Below are 23,769 nucleotides of genomic sequence, written 5' to 3' on the forward strand. Positions count from 1 at the left end.
TTAAAACTCTCTACGAGCACACTTAAGTTCAGCTGAACACACCACGTCGCCGTCAACTTTGGCAACACCAGTAAATGAAGCAATACCACGTCGTTCTTTCAAAAATTCAACTTCAATCACTAGCTGGTCACCAGGAACAACAGGCTTACGGAATTTAGCTTTATCGACACTCGCAAAATAGTACAGTTCATTTTCAGATGGCGCACCAAACGATTTAAATGCCAATAAGCCAGTCGCTTGAGCCATAGCTTCCAAAATTAGAACACCTGGGAATACTGGTAATTGTGGAAAGTGGCCAGTGAATTGAGGCTCATTCACAGAGACATTCTTAATAGCTGTTAGCGTTTTAGCTTCATCGAAGTTAGTCACACGATCAATCATTAAGAATGGGTAGCGATGAGGAAGTAGCTCCTGAATTTCAGTAATATTCATCGTTTTCTGTTCAGTAGTCAAAGTCGTATTCCTATTTGGATTCTTTATTCAATTATGAGGATTATAAACGAAAAAGGCCCGCCTTTCGCGAGCCTTTTATTAGAAAATGGAATTATGATTCCACATTCTTTTCGATTTGCTTTTCGACAGTTTTTAAACGCTTGTTCATTTCATCAATACGATGGACGTGAACCGCTGTCTTGCGCCAGTCTTTATTGGATTGCAATGGAATGCCAGACGAGTACATACCTTTTTCAGTAATATTACGCATCACCATCCCCATTCCAGTAATGGTTACTCCGTCAGTGATTTCAATGTGTCCATTAATCACACAACCACCACCAACGATGCAGTATTTACCTAGGCTTGTACTGCCAGCAATAATAGTACCACCCGCAATCGCTGAACCATATCCGATGTGCACGTTATGGGCGATTTGAAGTTGGTTATCAAGAATAACGTTATCTTCGATAATCGTATCATCCAGAGCACCACGGTCTATAGTAGTACACGCACCAATCTCAACTCGATTGCCTACTTGAACAGAGCCAATTTGTGGAATCTTAATCCACTCGCCTTTTTCATTCGCATAGCCAAAACCATCAGATCCAATAACAGTGCTTGATTGAACTAAACAAGCTTCACCCAAAACCACATCATGGTAGATACTGACGTTTGCCCAAAGCTTAGTTCCAGCCCCAATTTTTGCATTCTTACCAATGAAACACCCGGCTCCAATAACAGAGTTATCGCCAAGTACAGCACCAGTTTCAATCACAGCATTAGCGCCAATTGAAACATTAGTACCAATAGTCGCAGTGCTTGCAATAACGGCAGAGTCTGCGATTTCACAAGCGGGAGCCGGTGTGGTGTCCATAACCTGTGACACCTTTGCAAAAGCAATATACGGGTCATCGACAACAATTGCGTTACTAGAACATAGCTCTAATTCACTAGACTTAACCATTACGGCTGATGCATTACAACTTGCTAAATGCTTACTGTATTTAGCATTAGAAAGGAATGTAATATCCCCTTCTTTTGCTTTATCCATTGGAGCGATTGCTGAGATGATCGCATCACCATCACCGTGAAGTTCACCACCAGTGATTGTTGCTATTTCGGCTAAAGTCAGATTTTTCATAAATTATTTCAGTGCTTTAATTACTTTTTCAGAGATATTGTATTCAGGTTTGCCGTACTGCATTGCTTGAATATCCACAACAAGATCGTAGCCTTCTTTCTCGGCCACTTTTTGCACAGCATCTTGAATCACTTTAAACAGTTTTTGCTTTTCTTGAGCTTCGCGACGTTGACTCGCTTTCTCTAAAGCCTGAGCTTTAATTTTATACTTGCTGTCTAGTTGACCAATTTCGATACGAAGTTTTTCTACTTCATCAGGCCCTAGTAGCTCGCCATCACGCTTCAGCTTCTCAATTTTAGTTTTAGCTTCTACTTGGATACTTTGAAGCTCTGCCGCTTTATCTTTAAATTCTTCCTGCATTTTCTGAAGAACAACTTCACGCTGAGGCAAAGCTTGAAATACTTGAGCAGTGTTAACATATCCAACTTTTTGTGCAGCTTCTGCAGCTGTTGCAAAGAAAGATGAACTCAGTACTACAAGACCTAGGCCTGCTGCTTTAATCATTTTATTCAAAATATTGTCCTTTAAATTTTAGAAAGTTCTACCAATGGTGAATGTAAAGAATTCTTCATCATCACCTTCGTAAATTTTTGTTGGTTTAGCAATTGAGAAAACAAGTGGTCCCATTGGTGACATCCACTGTAAAGCTGCACCATATGAAGCTCGGTAATTCGTTGGATCTGAGTAATCGTAATAATACTGACCACCAGATGTTATCTGACTACTGCTTTGATAATTAAACTCAGTATCCCAGACACTAGCCATATCGAAGAAAACACTGGTTCTAATTTGGCTACGAGCTTCATCAGACGCAAATGGTGTTGGAACAATAAGTTCTAAACTTGCTAATGCTACTGCATTACCACCAACAGAATCATCGGTTACCGATGTGTGGTTAGGGTTATTACCGCCACCATCAGCATACACAGCTTTTGGACCTGCAGAGTTCGAACCAAAACCACGTAAAGTTGTAAAGCCACCTGCGTAGTAGTTTTCATAGAATGGGAACAAGTTGTCGTTACCATCCGTTTGACCATAACCATTACCGTAGCCTAAACGACCACGCATCAACAGAGTGAACTCATGTTTTTTGGTCAGGGGAATGTAATGTTTTACATCATACTGCGCTTTAAAATATTGAACATCTGAACTAGGTACCGTCATTTTAAAGAACGCACGTTGATGGTTACCAGCAGTTGGGAAAAAACCACGGTTTAAGTTATTACGCGTCCAAGAGATATTGACATCAAAATCGTTTACTAAAATATTTTCGTCACCATACTGGCCAATACTTTTAGCAAATTGTTCAACTTGAATATAAGTCGGGACATTACCGATCTTGTTATGCGTATAACCAACACCAAGGTCAATACGATTCAGCTCATCCATAGGGAAACCCCATGTTAAGCTTGTGCCATAACTTTCATTGGTATAGTCAACAATACCCGCTTCAGAAGCTTCAAATGTATTGTAGAAAATCTTACCACCAAGACTTACACCATCTAGCGTCCAGTAAGGGTCTCGATAGTCCAAGCTTACATTTTTCTGGTAGTCATTCATCATCGCGCTGATACCAACACGATCACCAGAGCCTGCAAAGTTATCCTGCTGTAAACCAACTTGGAAACTCACACCCGACTCAGTACCGTAACCGACACCAAAGTTAACACTGCCAGAGTTTGCTTCTTTGACGTTGTAAACCAAATCGACTTGGTCTTCACTTCCAGGCACTCGAACCGTTTGTACATCAACCGTTTCAAAGAAACCTAAACGATTCAAACGACCTTTACCGGTATCAATAGCTTTTGAGTTTAACCAACTACCTTCCATTTGACGCATTTCACGGCGCAAAACTTCATCTTTCGTTGAGTTATTCCCTGAGAAACGAATATCGCGTACATAGATACGACTTCCAGCTTCAACATTGATAACAAGTGATACTTCATTTGTTTCATCATTAAATTCAGGGATAGTGCGAACCTGAGGATATGCATAGCCAGATTCACCAAGAACTCGCTTCACGTCCTCTTCTAAGCTTGTCACTCTAGAACCGTTATAGGTATCACCATCTTCAAATGGAACCAGAGCTTTAAAATCGTCTTCACGTCCGATTAGCTCACCACGAAAAGAGACATCTTTTACCGTGTAAGCTTCACCTTCATCAAGCCCAAGGGTAATGTAAACCCCTTTCTTATCTGGAGAGATCGCAACCTGAGTAGAGTCGACTTTAAACTTCAAGTAACCGCGATCTAAGTAGTAAGATTTTAGAGCCTCAATATCACCAGCTAGTACTTGCTTCTGATATTTTTCATCAGCCAGGAAGTTCCACCAAGCAACATCTACATTTAAGTTAAAGCGACCAAGTAAATCAGCATCTGAATAAACTTCATTACCAATGAAGTTTATTTGCTGAATCTTTGCAGATACACCTTCAGTAAAAATGAATTTTAGATCTGAACGATTACGAGGTAGTGGAGTAACAACCGCCTTTACCGTTGCGTTGTACTTACCAACACTGTAGTAGAAATCTTCCAGACCTTTTTCGATATTACTTAACGTCGTTCTATCTAAAGCTTCACCTTCACGTACACCTGAAGCATCTAGGTTCTGTTGAAGTTGCTCTTCTTTTATCGCTTTATTTCCTGAGAATGAAATGCTGGCAATTGTTGGTCGCTCTTTAACTTGAACAATCAAAGCCCCTTCATCGCGCAGTACTTTTACATCTTCAAAGTTACCAGAGGCATATAATGCTCGAATAATTTCTGACACATCATTCGGGCTTAATTCATCACCAATACGAACTGGCATCTTCAATAAAGCAGCACCTAAAGCAACACGCTGTAAGCCTTCAATTTGAATATCTTGAACTACAAAATTTTGTGAGCCGTTCGCAGCGACGCTTGTTGCCAAGAGGCTTGCGAACAGGATTTTCTTAATCGCCATACTTATTCTAATTATTCCTTGCTACTACTAAAGCCTGTGAGAAACCATTCACAGACGAGTAAAATCGTTAAATATTGCTAGAGCCATGAGGGAGAAAATAATCGCCCCTCCCAGTCGATATCCCATTTCCTGAATTTTTTCAGGTACTGGCTTACGAGTGATTGCTTCAATAGCGAAAAAGAGTAAATGCCCACCATCTAACATCGGCAGTGGAACTAAATTTATAATACCTAAATTGACACTTATTAAGGCTAAGAAGCCTAAAAAGTACACCAATCCATAATCAGCAGTAGTGCCTGCACCTTTAGCAATTGAAATCGGTCCGCTCAAATTATTGAGACCTACATCGCCAACAATTAATTTTTTTAGCATACTCGCGGTAAGCCCAATGACTTGCCCAGTTTTATCTATCGCTTTGCCAATAGATTCAATTACACCAAATTGTAATTCAAAGCGATAATTTTCAGGCCACTCTGCGACTTCAGGAGCAATGCCAGCATAACCAATACTTGTACCGTCAGCTGCGTTACGGCTATTTGGGGTCAAAGCCAGCTCGACTTCATACCCATTTCGCAATACAACTACTTCTATAGTTTTGTTGGGATTAGAACGAATAAGCTCAACGACTGACTGCCAGCGCTCAATCTTCTGTCCATCGATTGCAACTATATTATCTCCCGCCTCAAAGCCAGCTTGCTTAGCTGCACCATCTTCAATCACTTGAGCTAATACCGTTGATATTTCAGGGGTGTAAGGCAAAAAGCCTAATGATCCCATCGCGGATTCTGTCTCTGGGTTAAATTTCCATTCAGAAGTATCAACCACTATATGCTGTTCTACACCAATATTATCAGGTGAGGTTACAGTCATTGCTATTGATTCGTCACCGATATGAGAAATCAAACCCATATTTACAGATTCCCAATCAGCGGTTTTGATTCCTGAAATAGATTTAAGTTCCATTCCCGTTTCAATTCCTGACTGTGCTGCAATAGACTGAGGAGTAACTTCACCGATAACGGGCTTTACCGCAGGAATACCGATGAGGAAAACAAGCCAATATGCAAAAATAGCAAAAATAAAATTAAATGCAGGTCCCGCTGCAACGATTGAGCTTCGCTTCCACAAAGGCTTTTTATCAAAGGCATATTGATGTTGGCTAGCAGGGACATCATCGACCCGGCTGTCTAGCATTTTCACGTATCCACCTAGAGGAATAATAGAAAGGCTATATTCAGTGCCGTCACGTCCAACTTTACTCCAAATTGATTTACCAAAACCAATTGAGAATTTTTCAACTTTTACGCCACAGCGTCTAGCGACCCAAAAATGACCATATTCATGCACGGCAACCAGAATGCCCAGAGCGACTATAAAGGAGGCAAAGTTCCATAAAACTCCTGTCATGATAGATTCTCTTCAATATATTTAACGGCAAATTTACGCGATATATTATCTAGCTCTATCAAGCTTTCCAAGCTATCTAACTCATCAGAGCCATATTGTTCGCAGACTTTGTTCATTACATGCTCATTGATCATGGCAATTTGTGTAAATTTAATTGCAGAGTTTAAAAAAGCATCAACAGCAATCTCATTGGCTGCATTAATTGCAGTGGTAGCATGTTGGCCTTTATAGCAAGCATCTATTGCCAATTTAAGGCAAGGATAGCGTGCAAAATCAGGTTCAAGAAAAGTTAACTCACCCACTTTTGTAAAATCTAAAGCTTGAACGCCGGCCTCAATTCTATCAGGGTAAGATAGAGATAAGGCAATAGGCGTTGCCATATCTGGCTCCCCCATCTGCGCAAGGACAGAGCCATCTTTATATTGAACCATGGAATGGATAACAGACTGTGGGTGAATAATGACTTTTAGCTGTTCTTCAGAAGCGTTAAATAGCCACTTAGCCTCGATAAACTCTAAGCCTTTGTTCATCATGGTTGCAGAGTCTACAGATATCTTGGGACCCATCGACCAATTAGGATGAGCAATAGCTTGCTCTGGGGTGACAGTATCGAGGTCTTTAACTTCGGTGTATCGAAAAGGTCCGCCAGAGCCTGTCAGCAAAATATGGTTAACACCATGCTCTTTAAGATCACAATAGCCTAAATTCGTCTGAACCTTCTCACTTAAGCACTGAAAAATTGCATTATGCTCACTGTCTACAGGCAGAAGCTCCGCACCATATTGTTTAACTGCATCAATAAATAGCTGACCAGACATAACCAAAGCTTCTTTATTGGCAAGTAACACTCTCTTACCAGCCTTTACTGCAGCCATTGTTGGAAGTAACCCAGCAGCGCCAACAATTGCAGCCATAACGGTATCGGACTCTTCAAGAGAAGCAATCTGACACATTCCTTCCGGTCCTGAAAGAACTGAGGTATCAAGGTTATTCGATTTGAGAGTATCAGCTAGCTTGCTAGCGGCTTCAGGACAAGCCATAGCGACATACTTAGGCTTCCATCTGTCGATCAATTCGATCATCTTCTCGACATTGGAGCCAGCTGCTAAACCAATTACTGAATATTGCTGAGGGTTTTGTTCAACAACTTTTAATGTACTCGTTCCTATAGAACCAGTAGCGCCAAGAATCGTTATATATCGCATTGCGTATGACCGTTGAGATGTAATAAAGGGCAGAATGTCTGCCCTTATTTATTAGAATGCTAGATAAAGCAGAGCAAAGACAGGGAAAGCAGCGGTTAAACTGTCAATTCTATCTAATATGCCACCATGGCCTGGAATAAGATTACTGCTGTCTTTTATCCCGGAGACTCGTTTGAACATACTTTCAACAAGGTCGCCAAGCACAGAAATCACTACAGTTATTAATGTAATAACAACCATGTGAACAGGGCTAGTAAATTGAATATCAAACATGCCAGCAAAGATCCACGCAATGACTAAAGCAGTGATAATCCCGCCAATTAAACCCTCAATAGTCTTATTAGGGCTGACCGATGGCGCCATTTTTCGTTTACCAATACTCTTTCCAGTGAAGTACGCTCCACTATCAGCAGCCCAAACGATAAAGCAAACAAACATCACTAACTTTGCGCCGTGGTAAGGATCTACGCTGATATTTGTCGCTCTTAAAATAATGATACTCCAAAAAAATGGGAGTAATGTTAGTAGACCAAAGCTGTGCCTCAATATCGTTGATTGTTGCCATGAAGGTAAAGATTTAGGATAGCTAATGGCTAATCCACTGGCTATTATCCACCAGATAAACCCAGCACTTAAGATGGCATAATGGGCACTTGAAATGTCATTTAAACTGAATGCATCGAAGGGGATAAATACGAGGCTAAGCGCACTAATAGCAACAGTAGGTACAAGTGCGAGATATCGAGATTTGCTTTCAACAAATTGAGTCCACTCCCAAAAACCTAAAATGGTTATGGCAGCAAGGGCCAAAATAAAATGGGGCAGAGCTAACTCAAAAATGCCTAGAATAACTAGGGGAGCTAAAATCAACGCTGTAATAATTCGTTGTTTCAAACTTATAAATCCTTATTCGGTTTCCATCAATGCTTTGACTTGTTCGCCTGTACATCCAAATCGACGCTCTCGATTAATAAACCAAGTAACGGCTTCAACAAGGCTATCTTCATTAAAATCAGGCCAGTATTGTTCCGTAAAATACATCTCGGCATAAGCGAGTTGCCACAGCATAAAATTACTAATTCGGCATTCACCACTAGTACGAATCAACAGATCAACTTCTGGAATATCAGACATGGTTAGATGTTGTGTAATCAAAGACTCGTCAATAGCCTCTACATCTAAGCTCCCAGCTTGTACTTTTTGAGAAATCGATTTCACCGCCTGTTGGATATCCCATTTACCACCATAATTAGCAGCAATATTAATAACCATACCGGTATTAGTACTGGTTAGAGTTTCAGCTTCTTCAATTTTTTTTTGTAAACGTTCATTGAAGCGACTTTTGTCGCCAATAACTCTAAGTTGTAAGTTATTTTTGTGTAGCTTTTTTACTTCGCTGGATAAAACGGTAATAAAAAGCTCCATCAGCACACCAACTTCAGCTTCAGGTCGACGCCAGTTTTCACTACTAAAAGCGAATAAAGATACAGCTTTAATACCTAGTTTAGCGGCTGAAGAAATGGTTTTTCTGACTGCTTTTACGCCATTTTTATGGCCAAAGACACGTGGCTTGCCTTGAGCTTTAGCCCAACGACCATTGCCATCCATAATGATAGCAATATGCTTAGGAAGGGAATCTGAGAATACTTGAGAATTATGCATAAAAGAGTGAACTACATTCTAACAGCTGGACAGATTAGCATAAAAAAACGCTGAACTGTGTGAGTGCAGCGTTTTTCCAACATAAAGAATAAGGAAAATTAAACTTCCATCAACTCTTTTTCTTTACCAGCTAGTACTTCATCTACATTTTTTACTGCAGCATCAGTTAGCTTTTGAATTTCGTCTTGTGCTTTACGATCTTCATCTTCAGAAATTTCTTTGTCTTTCAGAAGTGCTTTTAGATCGCCATTTGCGTCACGACGGATGTTACGGATAGCAACACGGCCACCTTCAGCTTCGCCACGAACGATTTTAACTAGGTCTTTACGACGCTCTTCCGTTAGCGGTGGAAGTGGAACACGGATAACTGTACCAGCAGACATAGGGTTTAGACCTAGGTCAGACGACATGATTGCTTTTTCAACAAGAGGCGTCAGTGTTTTATCAAATACAGTGATCGCTAGAGTACGTGCGTCTTCAGCAATAACGTTAGCAACTTGGGTCAAAGGCGTTGGAGCACCGTAGTACTCAACAGTCAGACCAGAAAGTAGGCTCGGGTGAGCACGACCTGTACGAATCTTTTGCAGGCTGTTTTTTAGTGCATCAACACTTTTTACCATGCGCTCTTGAGCGTCTTTTTTGATTTCGTTAATCACAATTTCACCTTGATTATGTTCTTTCTTCAAGAAAGCTTTTTATTTGGAGTGATAAGGATAAGCCTACCAAAGTGTAAACCTCAGTAGGCCCGAAAAATTAGTCAGCATCGCTGATTAATGTACCTTCAGTTTCACCCATAACCACGCGACGTAGTGCGCCTGGTTTATTCATGTTAAATACACGGATTGGCATTTTATGATCACGAGCTAGTGTAAATGCAGCCAAATCCATTACTTTCAATTCTTTCTCAAGAATCGTGTTGTAAGACAAAGTATCATACAGCTCTGCGTCTGGGTTTGCTACTGGGTCAGCAGTAAATACACCATCAACTTTCGTCGCTTTTAGAACTACGTCAGCTTCAATTTCGATACCACGTAGACACGCAGCAGAATCTGTAGTGAAGAATGGGTTACCTGTACCAGCAGAGAAGATCACAACGCGGCCTTGGCGCAGTTGGCTGATTGCATCTGCCCAGTTGTAATCGTCACACACACCTTTAAGCGGAATAGCAGACATTACACGTGCGTTTACGTAGGCACGGTGCAAAGCATCACGCATTGCAAGACCGTTCATTACCGTTGCAAGCATACCCATGTGGTCGCCTACTACGCGGTTCATGCCAGCTTCAGCAAGGCCTGCACCACGGAAAAGGTTACCACCGCCGATAACCACACCAACTTGAACACCAAGTTCTACCAATTCTTTCACTTCTTGAGCCATACGATCAAGGATCGTTGGATCAATACCAAAACCTTCTTCGCCTTGTAGGGCTTCACCGCTAAGTTTTAACAGGATACGTTGATACGCTGGTTTAGGGTTCGTAGTCATGGAGTTTACCTTTCAAAAAGTTGATGATTAACAGTCATGGATGAAAACTAAATGCTCAAAGCAATTTTCATTCATAACGGCTAAATTCTAAAATATGACCTAATATTCGTTGAAAAAGTACTAGTCATAAAAAGACCGTAGCAATGGCCACGGTCTTTATTCAATCAATACACTAAGGATTAACCTTGTTGTACCGCTGCAACTTCGTCTGCGAAGCTCATTTCAGCAGCTTTCTCGATACCTTCACCAACTTCTAAACGAACGAAGGTAGATACTGATGCGCCTTTCTCTTTAAGAATGTCAGCAACAGTTTTCTTAGGTTCCATGATGAAAGCTTGACCAGTAAGAGATACTTCGCCCGTGAATTTCTTCATACGGCCGATAACCATTTTCTCAGCGATCTCTTGAGGCTTGCCTTCGTTCATAGCGATTTCTACTTGAACAGCTTTCTCTTTTTCTACTACGTCAGCAGGTACGTCAGATGGGTTAACGTACTCAGGCTTAGAAGCAGCAACGTGCATAGCGATGTGCTTAAGCGTTTCAGCTTCGCCTTCACCAGCAACAACAACACCGATTTTTTCGCCGTGACGGTAAGAAGCTAGTGCTACACCTTCAACAAGCTCAACGCGACGGATGCTGATGTTTTCACCGATTTTAGTTACTAGCGCAATACGTGCGTCTTCAAATTTAGCTTGAAGTGCAACGATATCTAAACGCTCTGCTAGAGCAGCTTCAGCAACTTCGTTAGCGAATGCAAGGAAACCTGCATCTTTAGCTACGAAATCAGTTTGGCAGTTCACTTCAAGAAGAGCAGCAACGCCAGCTTCTTCTTTAATGATGATTGTGCCTTCTGCAGCAACGTTACCAGCTTTTTTAGCTGCTTTCGCTGCGCCAGATTTACGCATGTTTTCAATTGCTAGCTCGATGTCGCCTTCAGCAGCAACAAGCGCTTTTTTACATTCCATCATGCCCGCAGCTGTGCGTTCACGAAGTTCTTTAACTAGAGCTGCAGTTACAGTTGCCATTCTCTATTCCTCAGTTAATTCTAAAAAAGATAAAAAACAGGGGCCTCATTAAATGGCCCCTGATATTGACTGTATTTAGTTTGTTTCAGCTATCTATAATGACAGCCGAATATGAACTAAATATGGCTCAGAGCCGCTATTATTCAGCTTCTACGAAACCGTCTTTTTCAGCAGCAGCAGCGATAACAACATCTTTGTTACGGCCTTCTTTAACCGCATCAGCAGCAGCGTTTAGGTAAAGCTGTACTGCACGGATTGCATCGTCATTACCAGGAATGATGAAGTCAATGCCGTCTGGGTTAGAGTTAGTATCAACTACAGCGTAAACTGGGATACCTAGGTTGTTAGCTTCTTTAACTGCGATGTGTTCGTGGTCAGCATCGATTACGAATAGAGCGTCAGGTAGGCCGCCCATGTTCTTAATACCACCAAGAGACTTCTCTAGCTTCTCCATTTCACGAGTGCGCATTAGAGCTTCTTTCTTAGTAAGCTTGTCGAAAGTACCGTCTTGAGCTTGCGCTTCAAGTTCTTTCAGACGCTTGATAGACTGACGAACAGTTTTGTAGTTCGTTAGCATACCGCCTAACCAGCGGTTGTTAACGTAGAATTGGTTGCTGTTGATAGCAGCTTCTTTAACAGCTTCAGATGCAGCACGCTTAGTACCAACAAATAGAACTTTACCTTTCTTCTCGCCAACTTTAGCAATTTCAGCTAGAGCGTCGTTGAACATTGGTACAGTTTTTTCTAGGTTGATGATATGTACTTTGTTACGAGCACCAAAGATGAATGGCTTCATTTTTGGGTTCCAGTAACGAGTTTGGTGACCGAAGTGAACACCAGCTTTAAGCATATCGCGCATTGATACAGTTGCCATTTTAAAATCCTCTATGGGGTTAGGCCTCCACATTTCCCATAAATCCGACCCCTAACATCTACTTGTTTAAGCACAAGCAGTTTTATTGTTGAGGCACCCCGGAGCATGTGTCGAAATGTGTGTGATTTAAAGATAATTAGTATAGACAGAAAGCCTAATTCGCCAATGTGGAGAAATCAGTCCTTGTGTCCGGCGCGCTTTATACCATATTTCGTCTATCTTTGGCTAGAAAAAAATAAGAATCTCGATGAGATCACACCGAATCTTTAGCCAAAAATAGATCGCCTAGACGGTCCCTAAAATTTGCTATAAAACGCCAATTATCTAAAACCACTTTCCTTCTCGGGTTATCGGGTTGTTGCGCTTATATGCTGCACTGCTAGAATAGCGCCATATGCACACTCAGGTGCTACAGAATTTAAGAGACATACAATGGCTGTAAAAATTAAAACTGCTGATGAAATAGCAAAGATGCGCGTTGCTGGCAAGCTTGCCGCTGAAATCCTAGAAATGATTGAACCTCACATCCAAGTGGGTACAACAACAGAGGAACTGAACACGATCTGTCACGAGTACGCACTAGCAAAAGGCGCATACTCAGCACCACTTGACTATCATGGTTTCCCTAAATCAATCTGCACATCTATTAACCACGTTGTTTGCCATGGCATTCCTGCATCACAAGATGAAATGGGCAGCAATGGTCAGTTGAAACCAGCGGTTTTAAAAGACGGCGATATTCTTAACGTCGACATCACGGTGATTGTTCCTGATGACGAGAATGCAGATCTTAGCGTTCGCCCACAAGGCTTCCACGGTGACACGTCAAAAATGTTCTTAGTTGGTGAAGTTTCTCCTGCAAACAAACGTCTATGTATGGTGGCACAAGAAGCGCTTTATGAAGGCATGCGCCAAGTAAAACCAGGAGTACAACTGGGTAAAGTTGGTACAGCAATTGAGAAATACATAAAAACAAATAACAAGAACAACCCAAGAGCGAAGTTCTCAATTGTTAAAGATTACTGTGGTCATGGTATTGGTTCTGAATTTCATGAGGATCCTCAGGTTGTTCACTACAAAAACAATGACCGCACTGTGTTAAAAGCAGGCATGTGTTTCACCATTGAGCCAATGATTAATGCAGGTAAATTCGGTTGCAGCCTAGACGATGAAGATAACTGGACAGTCTACACTGGCGACAGCAAGAACTCGGCGCAATGGGAACACACTTTAGTTGTCACTGAAACTGGCTGTGAAGTGCTGACTTTACGCAGTGATGACGCGATTCCACGCATCATGAAAAACGTATAAATCACAAACTAATAAGCCATCAGAACTCACATGATGGTCATTATTACAATAGTAACTCCCCTATCCTCGCTCATGCGGGGATTTTTTTATCTAATCCCTTCTGTTCCATGTTCAACATCTGTTAAATTGAATTTATCTCGACCTGCATGGATAGCAAACAATGCCGTACCAATCTCCTCTCACGTTCACTGATGAACAAATTGATATTTCAGTGTTAAAAAGCCAGTTAGAAGGTTTTACACTCTATCAAAAAAACGAATTTCTTAACCACCACCCGGTTACTGATCTTGTACTTGGTCGTTCTGAGTATATGGATTTGCTGCTCAACCGTTTGTGGCGGCATTTTGGCTTCAGTGATTTACCCCATATAAGTTTGGTTGCGGTTGGGGGCTATGGAAGAGGAGAGCTTCACCCACTGTCTGACATCGACATCCTCGTTGTTTCAAAGAAAACGCTACCAGCAGCATTAGGCGAGAAAGTCAGCCAATTTATTACCATGCTATGGGATTTAAGATTAGAAGTGGGTCACGCAGTTCGAACGATTGAGGAATGCATTGAAATTGGAGGCGAAGATTTAACAGTTGCCACCAATCTTCAAGAATCTCGCTTACTTTGTGGAAGTGAGGACACCTTTAAAATCCTCAAACGTAAAATAGATTCGGACTCATTCTGGCCTAGCGAAACTTTTTATCGCGCAAAGATTCAAGAACAAAAAAGTCGACATGCTCGTTACCATGATACAACTTACAATCTTGAGCCTGATATTAAATCAACACCTGGCGGGTTAAGAGATATACATACATTAAGCTGGGTTGCTCGCAGGCACTTCGGTGCAACTTCACTTCTAGAAATGAGTAAATATGGCTTTCTCACGGATGCCGAATACCGTGAACTGGTAGAGTGTCAGGATTTCTTATGGCGCGTTCGCTTTGCTTTACACGTTGAATTACGCCGCTATGACAACAGGCTAACCTTCGCACATCAAGTCCAAGTTGCCGAGCATTTAGGCTACATAGGCGAAGGAAACCGCGGCATCGAAATGATGATGAAAGAGTTCTACCGCACCTTACGTCGCGTAGCTGAACTCAACAAAATGCTACTTAAATTATTTGATCAAGCGATTATCAATGGTGGAGCTACGCTAGAGGCTGAAATCATTGATGGAGATTTTCAACGTAGAGGGGCACTTATCGAGGCTCGTAAGCCTGCGCTATTCCAAGCAAGACCTGAAACCATCCTCGATATGTTTATCCACATTGCCAATGACTCTTCGATCGAAGGTGTTAGCCCTCCGACACTTCGTCAGCTGAGAACCGCAAGACGTAGGCTAAATAAATTCCTACATTCTATTCCCGCTGCTCGTGAAAAATTCATGGATTTAGTCCGCCATCCTAATGCTTTACATAAAGCGTTCAGTTTAATGCATAAGCTTGGTGTACTTTCTGCCTACCTGCCTCAGTGGAGCCAAATTGTAGGTCAGATGCAATTTGATTTATTCCACGTTTATACAGTAGACGAGCACAGTATTCGCTTACTAAAACACATCAATAGTTTCAGCTATGCTTCTAATCGAGATCGTCACCCGATTTGCTGTGAAGTCTATCCTCGCATCTATAAAAAAGAATTGTTAATTCTTGCGGCAATTTTCCACGACATTGGTAAAGGTCGAGGAGGTGATCACTCAGAAATTGGAGCGGTTGAAGCCTATGATTTCTGTATGGAACACGGGCTTTCTAAGCCAGAGGCGAAGCTCGTTTCATGGTTAGTTCAAAATCACTTGTTAATGTCTGTGACTGCTCAACGTCGAGATATTTACGACCCTGAAGTCATTACCGAATTTGCCAAACAAGTAAGAGATGAAGAGCGGTTAGAGTTCTTAGTTTGTTTAACTGTTGCAGATATCTGTGCAACCAATCCAGAGCTTTGGAATAGCTGGAAACGCACCTTACTTGCTGAGCTTTTCCATTCTACTCAACGAGCACTACGCCGAGGGCTAGAAAACCCAGTCGATGTCCGAGACCGCATTCGCCACAATCAGCAAATGGCGTCGGCGCTATTAAGAAAAGAAGGCTTCACCGCTCGCGAAATTGAAGTGCTTTGGCAACGCTTTAAAGCTGACTATTTCCTGAGGCATACGCACAAACAGATTGCTTGGCATTGTGAGCACTTGCTTCGTCAAGAAAACCCAAATCAACCAGTTGTTCTTATTAGCAAGAAGTCAACTCGTGGTGGTACGGAAGTCTTTGTCTACAGCAAAGATCAACCCGCCCTTTTTGCTTCAGTCGTAGCTGAGTTGGATAGACGCAATTTTAACGTGCATGATGCTCAAGTCATGATCAGTAAAGATGGCCATGTTCTTGATACTTTCATGGTGCTGGATCAGCATGGTGAAGCCATTGATGAAAGCCGCCATAAGGCGGTCATTAAACATCTAACTCATGTGTTAGAAGACGGTCGCCCAACAAAAATTAAAGCAAGAAAAACACCTAGAAATTTACAGCATTTCACCGTGAAAACGGTGGTTGAGTTTCTACCCAGTAAGAACAAAAAGCGTACGCTCATGGAGTTCAGAGCATTAGACACCCCAGGATTATTAGCTCATGTCGGTGCAACTTTCTCCAAGCTTAATATCAATCTACACGGCGCGAAAATCACCACTATTGGTGAAAGAGCGGAAGATTTATTTATTCTTACCAGTGATACCGGTGGTCGATTATCTGAAGAGCAAGAGCAAGCTCTCAGAGAAAAGCTTACCGAGAACGTTTCTGAGCTTGCACCCTAGCTGGTTACTGATTACTGATTACTGATGATTATAACTAAGCCGTCTATTTACCGATGAGAGCATACGAAATAATGATCTAACGAGTATAGAAATATAAACATCAGTAATTGAAACAGTGGGTAAGGTATAGAGCGATCTTGCCCACAACTTAAACGATAATACTGATAAGCGCTATCTAGCTCGCCATTTGGCTGCTACATTATTTCTGTCACAACTTATAACATTGATGTATTTCACTAAAAATTTAGAGGTCGCTTATGTTTCCAAACCTCACTGGATTAGGTATTCATGAACCTAAACAGATTGAACGCTACTCTCTTCGTCAAGAAGCTCACAAAGACATCCTTAAAATTTATTTCCGCAAGCAAAAAGGCGAACTCTTCGCTAAAAGCGTGAAATTCAAATACCCACGACAAGTCAAGAATGTGCTAGTTGATAGCGGTAGCCATCAGTACAAAGAAGTGACTGAAATAAACCGTAATTTAACGCTGGTTATCGATGAATTAAATAAGATCACAAAACCAGCACCTAAAGCTGAAGTCGATGTGAAAGAAAAGATTCTTACTGATTTAAGACATCTTGAAAAAGTTGTCTCAAGTAAAATTGCGGAAATTGAAGCAGATTTAGAAAAACTAAAGTAGGCTTTTTACCTACTTTAGCTTTTGAATTCCAAATATATAAAGGGTTAATGCTGAGCATTAACCCTTTATTTTAAGCGTCTGTTTAGTTGATTTTAACGTTTATGTTTAGGTAGCTTTAAGTTCTATACTGTTTTAATTACCGTGTTGCTTGTTTTTCATAGGTCGCATTGGATAGTTTTGCGTAAAAAATCATTGCCGTTATAGCTGACCGTTTTTCAAATCCACCATCGACACTTCCCAGCCAAACGTCTCAAATAAACGTAACCAAGTCTCGTCCAGCCCAGCCGTCATGATCACCTCTTTTTCTGTAAAAGGGTGGATAAAACGTAATTCCGATGCATGTAATAATAAACGGTGCGAATCTAAATCATCTCTAAATAACCGGTTATGCTTGCCGTCACCATGGGATGTATCACCTACAATTGGGTGTCTTAGGTGAGCCATATGCCTTCTTAATTGATGCTTTCGACCCGTTTTAGGTAGCATCTCTACTAAGCAATAACGGCTGGTAGGAAAACGACCAGTAGAATAAGGCACTTCAACTTTAGCCAAAGGCTCGTAAACCGTAACCGCTTCTTGAGGCTCTTTATCCTCTTTAGCAAACTTATCTGCGATTTTATCCAGTTCAACTTTTAAAGCGTAATCGAGCGTATCCCCTTCCTCTATCCAACCTCGTACGATGGCATGATAGGTCTTTTGCATCTCTTGGTTAGCAAACATTGGCATTACTTCAGACGCCACCTCACTCGAAAGAGCAAAAACCAGCACTCCAGATGTCGGTCTATCTAGGCGATGAAGTGGGAATACATGCTGACCTATTTGATCTCGCAGTGTTTGCATCACAAACTGAGTTTCATGCTTATCTAACCAAGAACGGTGAACGAGCATCCCTGCGGGCTTGTTGACCGCAACAAAGTATTCATCTTGATAAATGATTTCTAACACTACGCGCATACCTCATCAATTAAATTTAAAGTCTTCAGAATGCCATTCAGAGCCGGCTCTAATTTCCACACTTCATCAAAATAGGGCGATATTGAGAAACCTTTAGGCAATGGTTGATTAGCTTTGAGCATCTCACTTAACTTTTGAATAAACACCCACTGTAGCCACTGCTCTGGCTGTAAGGTATCTATTGCAAATGGTTCAACACTCGCTAAAGCTTGATCTGATGGTGGGAGAGTCTCCCATAACTTCGCTTCTTGCATTTGTTGCTTAAGTTGAACAAGTAATGAAGATAACTTTGCGGCAGCTGTCATTTTTCACCAAGTAATTTGTCCTGTGACCTTGAAATTGGGCCATAGAGTACCATCTATTTAGTAAAGAAAGTTAGGACCTTATTACTCATGGAAACAATTCATACTCTTACCCAGTTACTTAAGAATAGCGGCAGCCAATATAATATTTACGATCTTGGTCGACGTATTCAAAAAGTCGATAACAGCCTATTTTCGGATGTTGAACAGGGTAAGCAGCCCTACCCGTTTCCACTTCAAAAACAAGCTCATCTTGCAATTGCTTATTGGAATTCAGAAAAACAACCTTGGATTTGGTTCTTAAAGTTCAAACTTGATGAACGTGGATTGTTAAATCAAGGGGATGTGGGTAATTTTTTAAAGTTTGTTATTGAAGCTATGGGCACCCGTCTAAGTGGTGAAATGAGTGAAGATCAACAACAAAAATTATCTAACAATCCCTACACGTTCAAACCATCTGAAGACAAAATGGCAGTATTTCACAGCCAAGTAAGAGCTGAACTAGATTTACCGACAAGCCAATACTACGAACATGCTCAGCATTATTTCACAGGTGATCTTGGTTGGGAAAACTGGCAAACCGTAGGGTTACAAGGTATTACCGATATCTGCGCTCGACTAAGTAGCCAGCAAAATGGTGTTGCGGTACGTAAAGCATTAATAAAACTGCCTAACGAGCCATTATATGCAACGCTAGGTGCTTTAGAGCATACGAAGATTTCCGACAAATTGGCAGAGCGCATCCAAGAGTTAGCAGAAAATCAAATCAACAGCCAAGACCCAGATCTATTTTTACTGTCAGCCCTTGCTCGTGCACTATCAGGCGCTAAAAATACAATTAGCCATGCGGTTATATCTCAAATCTTATCAAGTCCTAGACTGAGCCACCAAGAGGTACTTATTGGGTTAGCGGGTCGTAGTTGGCAAACTCTGCAAGATCCGATCATTGCCGAGCAATTCCTGCTTCGCTTAGCTCAAACAGGTAACCAAACGCTGTTTAACCAACTTTTTGCCGATCTCGTTATGATCCCTGCATTAAGAATGATTTTTTTACCACTATTGAATTCCAGCCCATCTCCAGAGTTAACCAATGCTTTGCTCAAACTTCAACAAGCAGCAAAAGCTTAAGTATTGATATTTGGTACTAGGTATTAGGTGCTGAATGAGAAAGCTTCAGATTATATGAAAGGAACACATCAGGAATGATAGATAATCTACTGGCGATTTTACTGCTTTGCTTCTTCTGCTTCTTTTTTTGGCAGCAGCGTAGGCAGTCAGAATTGGCAAAATCAGCCATAGCGAAAAAATGTAAGCAACTGGATTTGCAACTGTTAAGTGTCGCTTTCAATGGTCATAAATTGAAAATGCCAGATGAACTCGCAATGAAAGTAAAATGGCGCTGGCACACCGTTTACCAATTTGAGTTTTCATCTTTGGGCGATGATTGTTACCACGGTAAACTAGTCATGATCGGCTTTCGACCTATGCACTTTGAGCTACAGCCCCATAAGATGTAGTCGCTTTACTTCCATACGCTGAATATTGATATAAATAATAAGGGCCAAACTGATCTTGTTTGGCTTCTTGTTGCACAAACCCTAACTTTTCTAGCAACTTAATCGATGGTACATGGTCGATATTCACTGTAGCAAAAACCTCGGATAAGTCTAATTCAAAACAAGCCATGGTGAAAAACGGTCGCAGAACTTCTGTCGCCAAACCTTCATTCCAGTACTCTTTATTAATGATATAGCCTAGCTCATGCTTGCCTTCACTTTGTGTCACAAATAAGTGCCCTATATATTCACGAGTTTTGTTATCAATGATCGCTCGTGTAAAGCTTTGATTATCTGTAATTAAGTTTTCAAAGACACGCTTAGCTGAAGCAAGCGTATGGGGACCATTCATTTCTAATCGATTTATTGGACAACAATTTAATAAAATAAAATCGTGTTCTAAATGTTCAGTATACGGTACGAGTAAAGCTCTTGAAGTTGCAATCGTCATTTCCACATTCCTTGTGTTGACTGTTTATTTCAGTGATAAATCGTGTATTCAAAGTGACAAGTTAAACTTTATAAAACAGCGTGGCTTTGTTTTAAAGGAGCAGAAAAAGAAAAGCCCCGACACCGAAGTGTCAGGGCTATAGTCTTACTCGCAGCAGTCCGGCTACTTATTAATGCTCCATGCATCATCCATAATAGTGGCTGTAATCCTTCAGCTCTTTCCTTTACTTCGCCGTCCTAGCGGTGTCCAATCATCCTGAAAGCTAACAATCCTAGTTAGCGCACATCACTTGTTCCGTGAGCGGTGTCCTTTACATCATCCTGATGTTGTTCCAAAACCTTCATCCAAAAGGTGTCCATTGTCATTCCGTTGCAGCTAACATCCTATTAACTGTTGTTTCCCTACAATGTCCTTTACTCCATGCTTGATTACTAATCCTAAGTAACCAAATCTTCATCCTGAAGATGACCAAATCCGTGGTGCTTTCCTGTTCCGTGTCAGTATCCTTCCGACAAGATATAATTTACGTGATTGGCTATTTTAAACAATAGATTCAGGTCACACTTCCGAACATACAATAGTTGTTAAATATATATTACACTTAAAAATCAGCAATTTAGAATTTTACGGTATATTTACACCATATCTAAACTTACTTTCTCTCACACCCTTTGTAAGAGATCTCGCACAAGCCTTGGGCGCTTTTGATATTCGCTAAAAACCACTAGAACAAGTATTATGCGGTATCAACGAAAATGGAGGTCATTATCATGCTGACTAAAGATGTTTCAGAAGAATTAAGAGCCGTACTTGAAGGACTGCAAGCGCAAGGAAAAGAACCAACCGTTGCGCTGGTTAAAGCGAGAATGAGCACTTCAGTTCCAATGCCTGCACTTATCACAACCATTAAAAGCTGGAAAAGTGCGAACCGAATTCCCAAAATTGAAGTGGCGGCTTCTGAGCAACCCGAGATAAACAGAGTATCTCAACTTGAGCAACAGGTGCTCGATTTAACCGCACGAATTACAGCTCTAGAAGCTCAGTTGTCAGATAAATAATCGATATAACACAAATTTAAGGTCATTCGTTTTAAGTACTAAGACTCGAACTTTTAATTAATGCCCCAAGATAAAGAGAATTAATCATGAAAATATGGGTTGATGCCGATGCCTGTCCAAAAGTAATTAGAGAAACCATCGTTCGTGCAGCAGAAAGAACAGGAGTTGAATGTACTTTTGTTGCAAACCATCTAGTCCCTGTCCCTAAGCGCAACAATATACATTCCATTCAAGTGCCAAGTGGCTTTGACATTGCTGATGATGAAATAGTGAAACGAACAGAGCCAGGTGATCTTGTGATTACTTCAGACATCCCTCTAGCAGACGAAGTCATCACTAAGGGAGGGCAAGCTCTAAGTTCTCGAGGTGAGCTTTACACTAAAGAAACGATCAAAGCGCGCCTCAATATTCGAGATTTTATGGACACCATGCGTTCAAGCGGAATTCAAACGGGCGGTCCAAGCTCATTATCTCAAACAGACCGACGCGAATTTGCTAATCATTTAGATAAAATTTTAGCTAAACGTTAATCCATATTTATTGAGAGACTCCGTTGATTGAAATCTAAAGCTGCTAAATTTTGGTTTCATCACTTAGGCTGTTAAAACAAAAAAAACCTGCATCAAGTGCAGGTTTTTTATTATCTCAATTTTAGAGCTTAGCTATATAAGCATGAAGCTCGAATAAAGTAAGCGTGTTGCTCTAGTAAAATTGATTAAGGCGTGTAGAACGTTGCGGCGCCCGGACCAACAGGTAAACCAAAGACGAATACCCATAAGTAGAACAAAATACTCCAACCGAACATGAATACCATAGAGTAAGGCAACATAGTTGCAATTAGAGTACCAATACCTAAGTTCTTCATATAACGAGTTGCTACCGCAAGGATAAGACCGAAGTAGCTCATCATAGGTGTAATGATGTTGGTTGTTGAATCGCCGATACGGTAAGCCGCTTGAATCGTTTCAGGTGCGTAGCCTACTAGCATTAGCATAGGAACGAAGATAGGAGCCGTCACTGCCCACTGAGCAGAAGCCGAGCCAATCATCAAGTTGATGAAACCACACATTAAAATAAATGCGAAGAACAACATTGGACCCGTTAAGCCAATATCTTGTAAGAAGCTTGCGCCACCTACAGCAACTACTTGACCAAAGTTCGTCCACTTAAAGAAAGCGACAAACTGCGCAGCAAAGAATACTAGAACAATATACATGCCCATTGAAGACATAGACGTTGCCATTGCATTAATCACATCACGGTCATTTTTCATTGAACCGGTGATTTTTCCATAAACAAAGCCAGGAATTGCAAAGAATACAAAGATAAACGCAACGATACTCTTCAGGAATGGAGAACCTGAAATAGTACCCGCCTCTGAACGTAAAACACCGTCAGCAGGAACTACAGTCCAAGCTAAAAGCGCACTAACGATTAATACTGCAACCCCAGCAAATTTAAGACCTTTCTTCTCAATAGCAGTGAGCTTGCCCATTGAGTCATTTGAAAGATCTTCAGACGCGTCTTCATCGTTGTATTTACCCAGTTTAGGTTCAACAATCTTCTCTGTTACAAATGCACCAGCAATAGAGATAAAGAAGGTTGAAACAAACATGAAGTACCAGTTTGATTCAGGGCCAACAGAGTAAGAAGGGTCAAGCATTTGTGCTGCGGTTTCTGTAATACCAGAAAGCAGTGGATCAACCGTACCGATAAGTAGGTTTGCAGAATAACCACCAGATACACCAGCAAATGCTGCCGCTAGACCTGCTAATGGGTGACGACCCAATGAGTGGAAAAGCATTGCTGCAAGAGGGATAAGTACTACGTAACCTAGCTCTGAAGCAGTGTTAGAGATAATACCAGCAAATACCACGGTTACAGTAACCATGCGCTGAGATGCGCCCATTACCATGCCGCGCATTGCCGCAGATAACAGACCTGAGTGTTCAGCGATCGCAACACCTAGCATGGCAACAAGCACGGTACCAAGTGGCGCAAAGCCAACAAAGTTCTTAACTAGATTAGTTACGATTAGTTGTAAGCCTTCAGCATTAAGTAAGCTTACAACGTGGATCATGCCATCAGCAGCACGACCGCTAGCACCTTCTGGGCGAGGATCCATTACAGATACTTCGAAGTAACCAGCAATTCCTGAAGAGACTAGGATTGCGACACAGAAGATTGCGAAAAGAGTGATTGGGTGGGGTAAAAGGTTCCCCAAATATTCAACGCCATCGAGAAAGCGGGTAAAAATAGGTTTCTTTGGCGAATTGTTTTTTATTGAAGCTGATGAACTCATCAGTTCCCTCCTTGTAGTGATTCCTGTGCAATTGTGACAAAAATGTTCAAATTGCCAGCGAAGGGTACGCGACAACATTATCAATTAGAAACTCAAAATGTTACAAAATGTGTAACAGGCAGGTATTCTTAACTAAATTTAAACAATTAATTAGCAAATAAATCTAAATTAAATACAAAATTAAGATTTATAGTTCACAACCACCCATTCACCGGAGGTATAACTAAAAATATAA

Annotated in this window: 23 protein-coding genes; 7 read left to right on the forward strand and 16 right to left on the reverse strand. The window is 41.2% G+C overall.

Going from position 1 to position 23,769, the window contains the following annotated elements; genetic code table 11:
• The 12 genes from fabZ to rpsB all read right to left on the reverse strand — a co-directional run bounded on the left by fabZ (window position 1) and on the right by rpsB (window position 12,177).
• Complete coding sequence (gene fabZ / locus OCU78_RS10780; protein WP_137373566.1) at window positions 1-453, reverse strand: 3-hydroxyacyl-ACP dehydratase FabZ; 453 nt, start codon at window positions 451-453, stop codon at window positions 1-3.
• 91 nt (window positions 454-544) lie between these two features.
• Window positions 545-1,576 carry a UDP-3-O-(3-hydroxymyristoyl)glucosamine N-acyltransferase gene (gene lpxD / locus OCU78_RS10785; RefSeq protein WP_137373565.1) on the reverse strand — a complete coding sequence of 344 codons (1,032 nt, stop codon included), beginning with the start codon at window positions 1,574-1,576 and terminating at the stop codon, window positions 545-547.
• 3 nt (window positions 1,577-1,579) lie between these two features.
• Entirely contained in the window at window positions 1,580-2,080 is a 501-nt protein-coding gene (locus OCU78_RS10790; RefSeq protein ID WP_137373622.1) for an OmpH family outer membrane protein, read from the reverse strand.
• 27 nt (window positions 2,081-2,107) lie between these two features.
• Window positions 2,108-4,519, reverse strand: coding sequence for an outer membrane protein assembly factor BamA (gene bamA, locus OCU78_RS10795; RefSeq protein WP_137373564.1), 2,412 nt, complete (start codon window positions 4,517-4,519; stop codon window positions 2,108-2,110).
• Window positions 4,520-4,567: 48 nt separating this feature from the next.
• A complete protein-coding gene (gene rseP / locus OCU78_RS10800; RefSeq protein ID WP_137373563.1) occupies window positions 4,568-5,926 on the reverse strand; it encodes a sigma E protease regulator RseP in 1,359 nt (452 codons plus the stop codon).
• Entirely contained in the window at window positions 5,923-7,131 is a 1,209-nt protein-coding gene (gene ispC, locus OCU78_RS10805) for a 1-deoxy-D-xylulose-5-phosphate reductoisomerase (protein WP_137373562.1), read from the reverse strand. Before ispC ends, rseP begins: the two co-directional genes overlap by 4 nt.
• A gap of 51 nt (window positions 7,132-7,182) precedes the next feature.
• Entirely contained in the window at window positions 7,183-8,025 is an 843-nt protein-coding gene (locus tag OCU78_RS10810) for a phosphatidate cytidylyltransferase (protein WP_137373561.1), read from the reverse strand.
• Window positions 8,026-8,037: 12 nt separating this feature from the next.
• Window positions 8,038-8,793 (reverse strand): isoprenyl transferase, encoded by a 756-nt coding sequence (locus tag OCU78_RS10815; RefSeq protein ID WP_137373560.1) that lies wholly within the window; start codon window positions 8,791-8,793, stop codon window positions 8,038-8,040.
• A gap of 98 nt (window positions 8,794-8,891) precedes the next feature.
• Window positions 8,892-9,449, reverse strand: coding sequence for a ribosome recycling factor (gene frr, locus OCU78_RS10820; protein ID WP_137373559.1), 558 nt, complete (start codon window positions 9,447-9,449; stop codon window positions 8,892-8,894).
• A gap of 97 nt (window positions 9,450-9,546) precedes the next feature.
• On the reverse strand, window positions 9,547-10,278 hold the full coding sequence (pyrH, locus tag OCU78_RS10825; protein WP_009847418.1) for a UMP kinase: 732 nt from the start codon (window positions 10,276-10,278) through the stop codon (window positions 9,547-9,549).
• 179 nt (window positions 10,279-10,457) lie between these two features.
• A complete protein-coding gene (gene tsf, locus OCU78_RS10830) occupies window positions 10,458-11,303 on the reverse strand; it encodes a translation elongation factor Ts (RefSeq protein WP_137373558.1) in 846 nt (281 codons plus the stop codon).
• Window positions 11,304-11,442: 139 nt separating this feature from the next.
• Window positions 11,443-12,177 (reverse strand): 30S ribosomal protein S2, encoded by a 735-nt coding sequence (gene rpsB / locus OCU78_RS10835; RefSeq protein ID WP_137373557.1) that lies wholly within the window; start codon window positions 12,175-12,177, stop codon window positions 11,443-11,445.
• A 432-nt stretch (window positions 12,178-12,609) separates the two neighbouring features.
• Between rpsB and map the strand changes: the two genes are divergently transcribed.
• The 3 genes from map to OCU78_RS10850 all read left to right on the forward strand — a co-directional run bounded on the left by map (window position 12,610) and on the right by OCU78_RS10850 (window position 16,911).
• Window positions 12,610-13,488, forward strand: a complete 879-nt coding sequence (map, locus tag OCU78_RS10840; protein WP_137373556.1) for a type I methionyl aminopeptidase — start codon at window positions 12,610-12,612, stop codon at window positions 13,486-13,488.
• Window positions 13,489-13,648: 160 nt separating this feature from the next.
• Window positions 13,649-16,270, forward strand: a complete 2,622-nt coding sequence (glnD, locus tag OCU78_RS10845) for a bifunctional uridylyltransferase/uridylyl-removing protein GlnD (protein WP_137373555.1) — start codon at window positions 13,649-13,651, stop codon at window positions 16,268-16,270.
• Window positions 16,271-16,527: 257 nt separating this feature from the next.
• A complete protein-coding gene (locus OCU78_RS10850; RefSeq protein WP_137373554.1) occupies window positions 16,528-16,911 on the forward strand; it encodes a DUF3461 family protein in 384 nt (127 codons plus the stop codon).
• 198 nt (window positions 16,912-17,109) lie between these two features.
• On the opposite strand, the gene truC is transcribed toward OCU78_RS10850, so the two are convergent.
• Together truC and OCU78_RS10860 are read right to left on the reverse strand one after the other, a co-directional pair.
• Window positions 17,110-17,865: a tRNA pseudouridine(65) synthase TruC gene (gene truC, locus OCU78_RS10855; protein ID WP_137373553.1), complete on the reverse strand. Its 756-nt coding sequence runs from the start codon at window positions 17,863-17,865 to the stop codon at window positions 17,110-17,112.
• Window positions 17,856-18,170 (reverse strand): YqcC family protein, encoded by a 315-nt coding sequence (locus OCU78_RS10860; RefSeq protein ID WP_137373552.1) that lies wholly within the window; start codon window positions 18,168-18,170, stop codon window positions 17,856-17,858. Before OCU78_RS10860 ends, truC begins: the two co-directional genes overlap by 10 nt.
• 87 nt (window positions 18,171-18,257) lie before the next feature.
• On the opposite strand from OCU78_RS10860, the gene OCU78_RS10865 reads away from it, so the two are divergent.
• Both OCU78_RS10865 and OCU78_RS10870 read left to right on the forward strand, forming a co-directional pair.
• Window positions 18,258-19,295, forward strand: coding sequence for a DUF3549 family protein (locus OCU78_RS10865; protein WP_137373551.1), 1,038 nt, complete (start codon window positions 18,258-18,260; stop codon window positions 19,293-19,295).
• A 74-nt stretch (window positions 19,296-19,369) separates the two neighbouring features.
• On the forward strand, window positions 19,370-19,684 hold the full coding sequence (locus OCU78_RS10870) for a DUF3301 domain-containing protein (protein ID WP_137373550.1): 315 nt from the start codon (window positions 19,370-19,372) through the stop codon (window positions 19,682-19,684).
• On the opposite strand, the gene OCU78_RS10875 is transcribed toward OCU78_RS10870, so the two are convergent.
• A complete protein-coding gene (locus tag OCU78_RS10875; protein WP_137373549.1) occupies window positions 19,650-20,174 on the reverse strand; it encodes a GNAT family N-acetyltransferase in 525 nt (174 codons plus the stop codon). The two genes, OCU78_RS10870 and OCU78_RS10875, sit on opposite strands and share 35 nt — an antisense overlap.
• Before the next feature lie 770 nt (window positions 20,175-20,944).
• On the opposite strand from OCU78_RS10875, the gene OCU78_RS10880 reads away from it, so the two are divergent.
• Together OCU78_RS10880 and OCU78_RS10885 are read left to right on the forward strand one after the other, a co-directional pair.
• Window positions 20,945-21,232, forward strand: a complete 288-nt coding sequence (locus OCU78_RS10880; RefSeq protein WP_137373548.1) for a hypothetical protein — start codon at window positions 20,945-20,947, stop codon at window positions 21,230-21,232.
• A gap of 86 nt (window positions 21,233-21,318) precedes the next feature.
• On the forward strand, window positions 21,319-21,762 hold the full coding sequence (locus tag OCU78_RS10885; protein ID WP_137373547.1) for a YaiI/YqxD family protein: 444 nt from the start codon (window positions 21,319-21,321) through the stop codon (window positions 21,760-21,762).
• A gap of 185 nt (window positions 21,763-21,947) precedes the next feature.
• Here the strand turns inward: OCU78_RS10885 and OCU78_RS10890 are convergent, their stop codons facing one another.
• Window positions 21,948-23,534 carry an AbgT family transporter gene (locus OCU78_RS10890; RefSeq protein WP_137373546.1) on the reverse strand — a complete coding sequence of 529 codons (1,587 nt, stop codon included), beginning with the start codon at window positions 23,532-23,534 and terminating at the stop codon, window positions 21,948-21,950.
• Window positions 23,535-23,769: the final 235 nt, after the last annotated feature.

This window comes from Vibrio gallaecicus, from assembly GCF_024347495.1.
In the GTDB taxonomy this organism is placed as follows: Bacteria; Pseudomonadota; Gammaproteobacteria; order Enterobacterales; family Vibrionaceae; genus Vibrio; species Vibrio gallaecicus.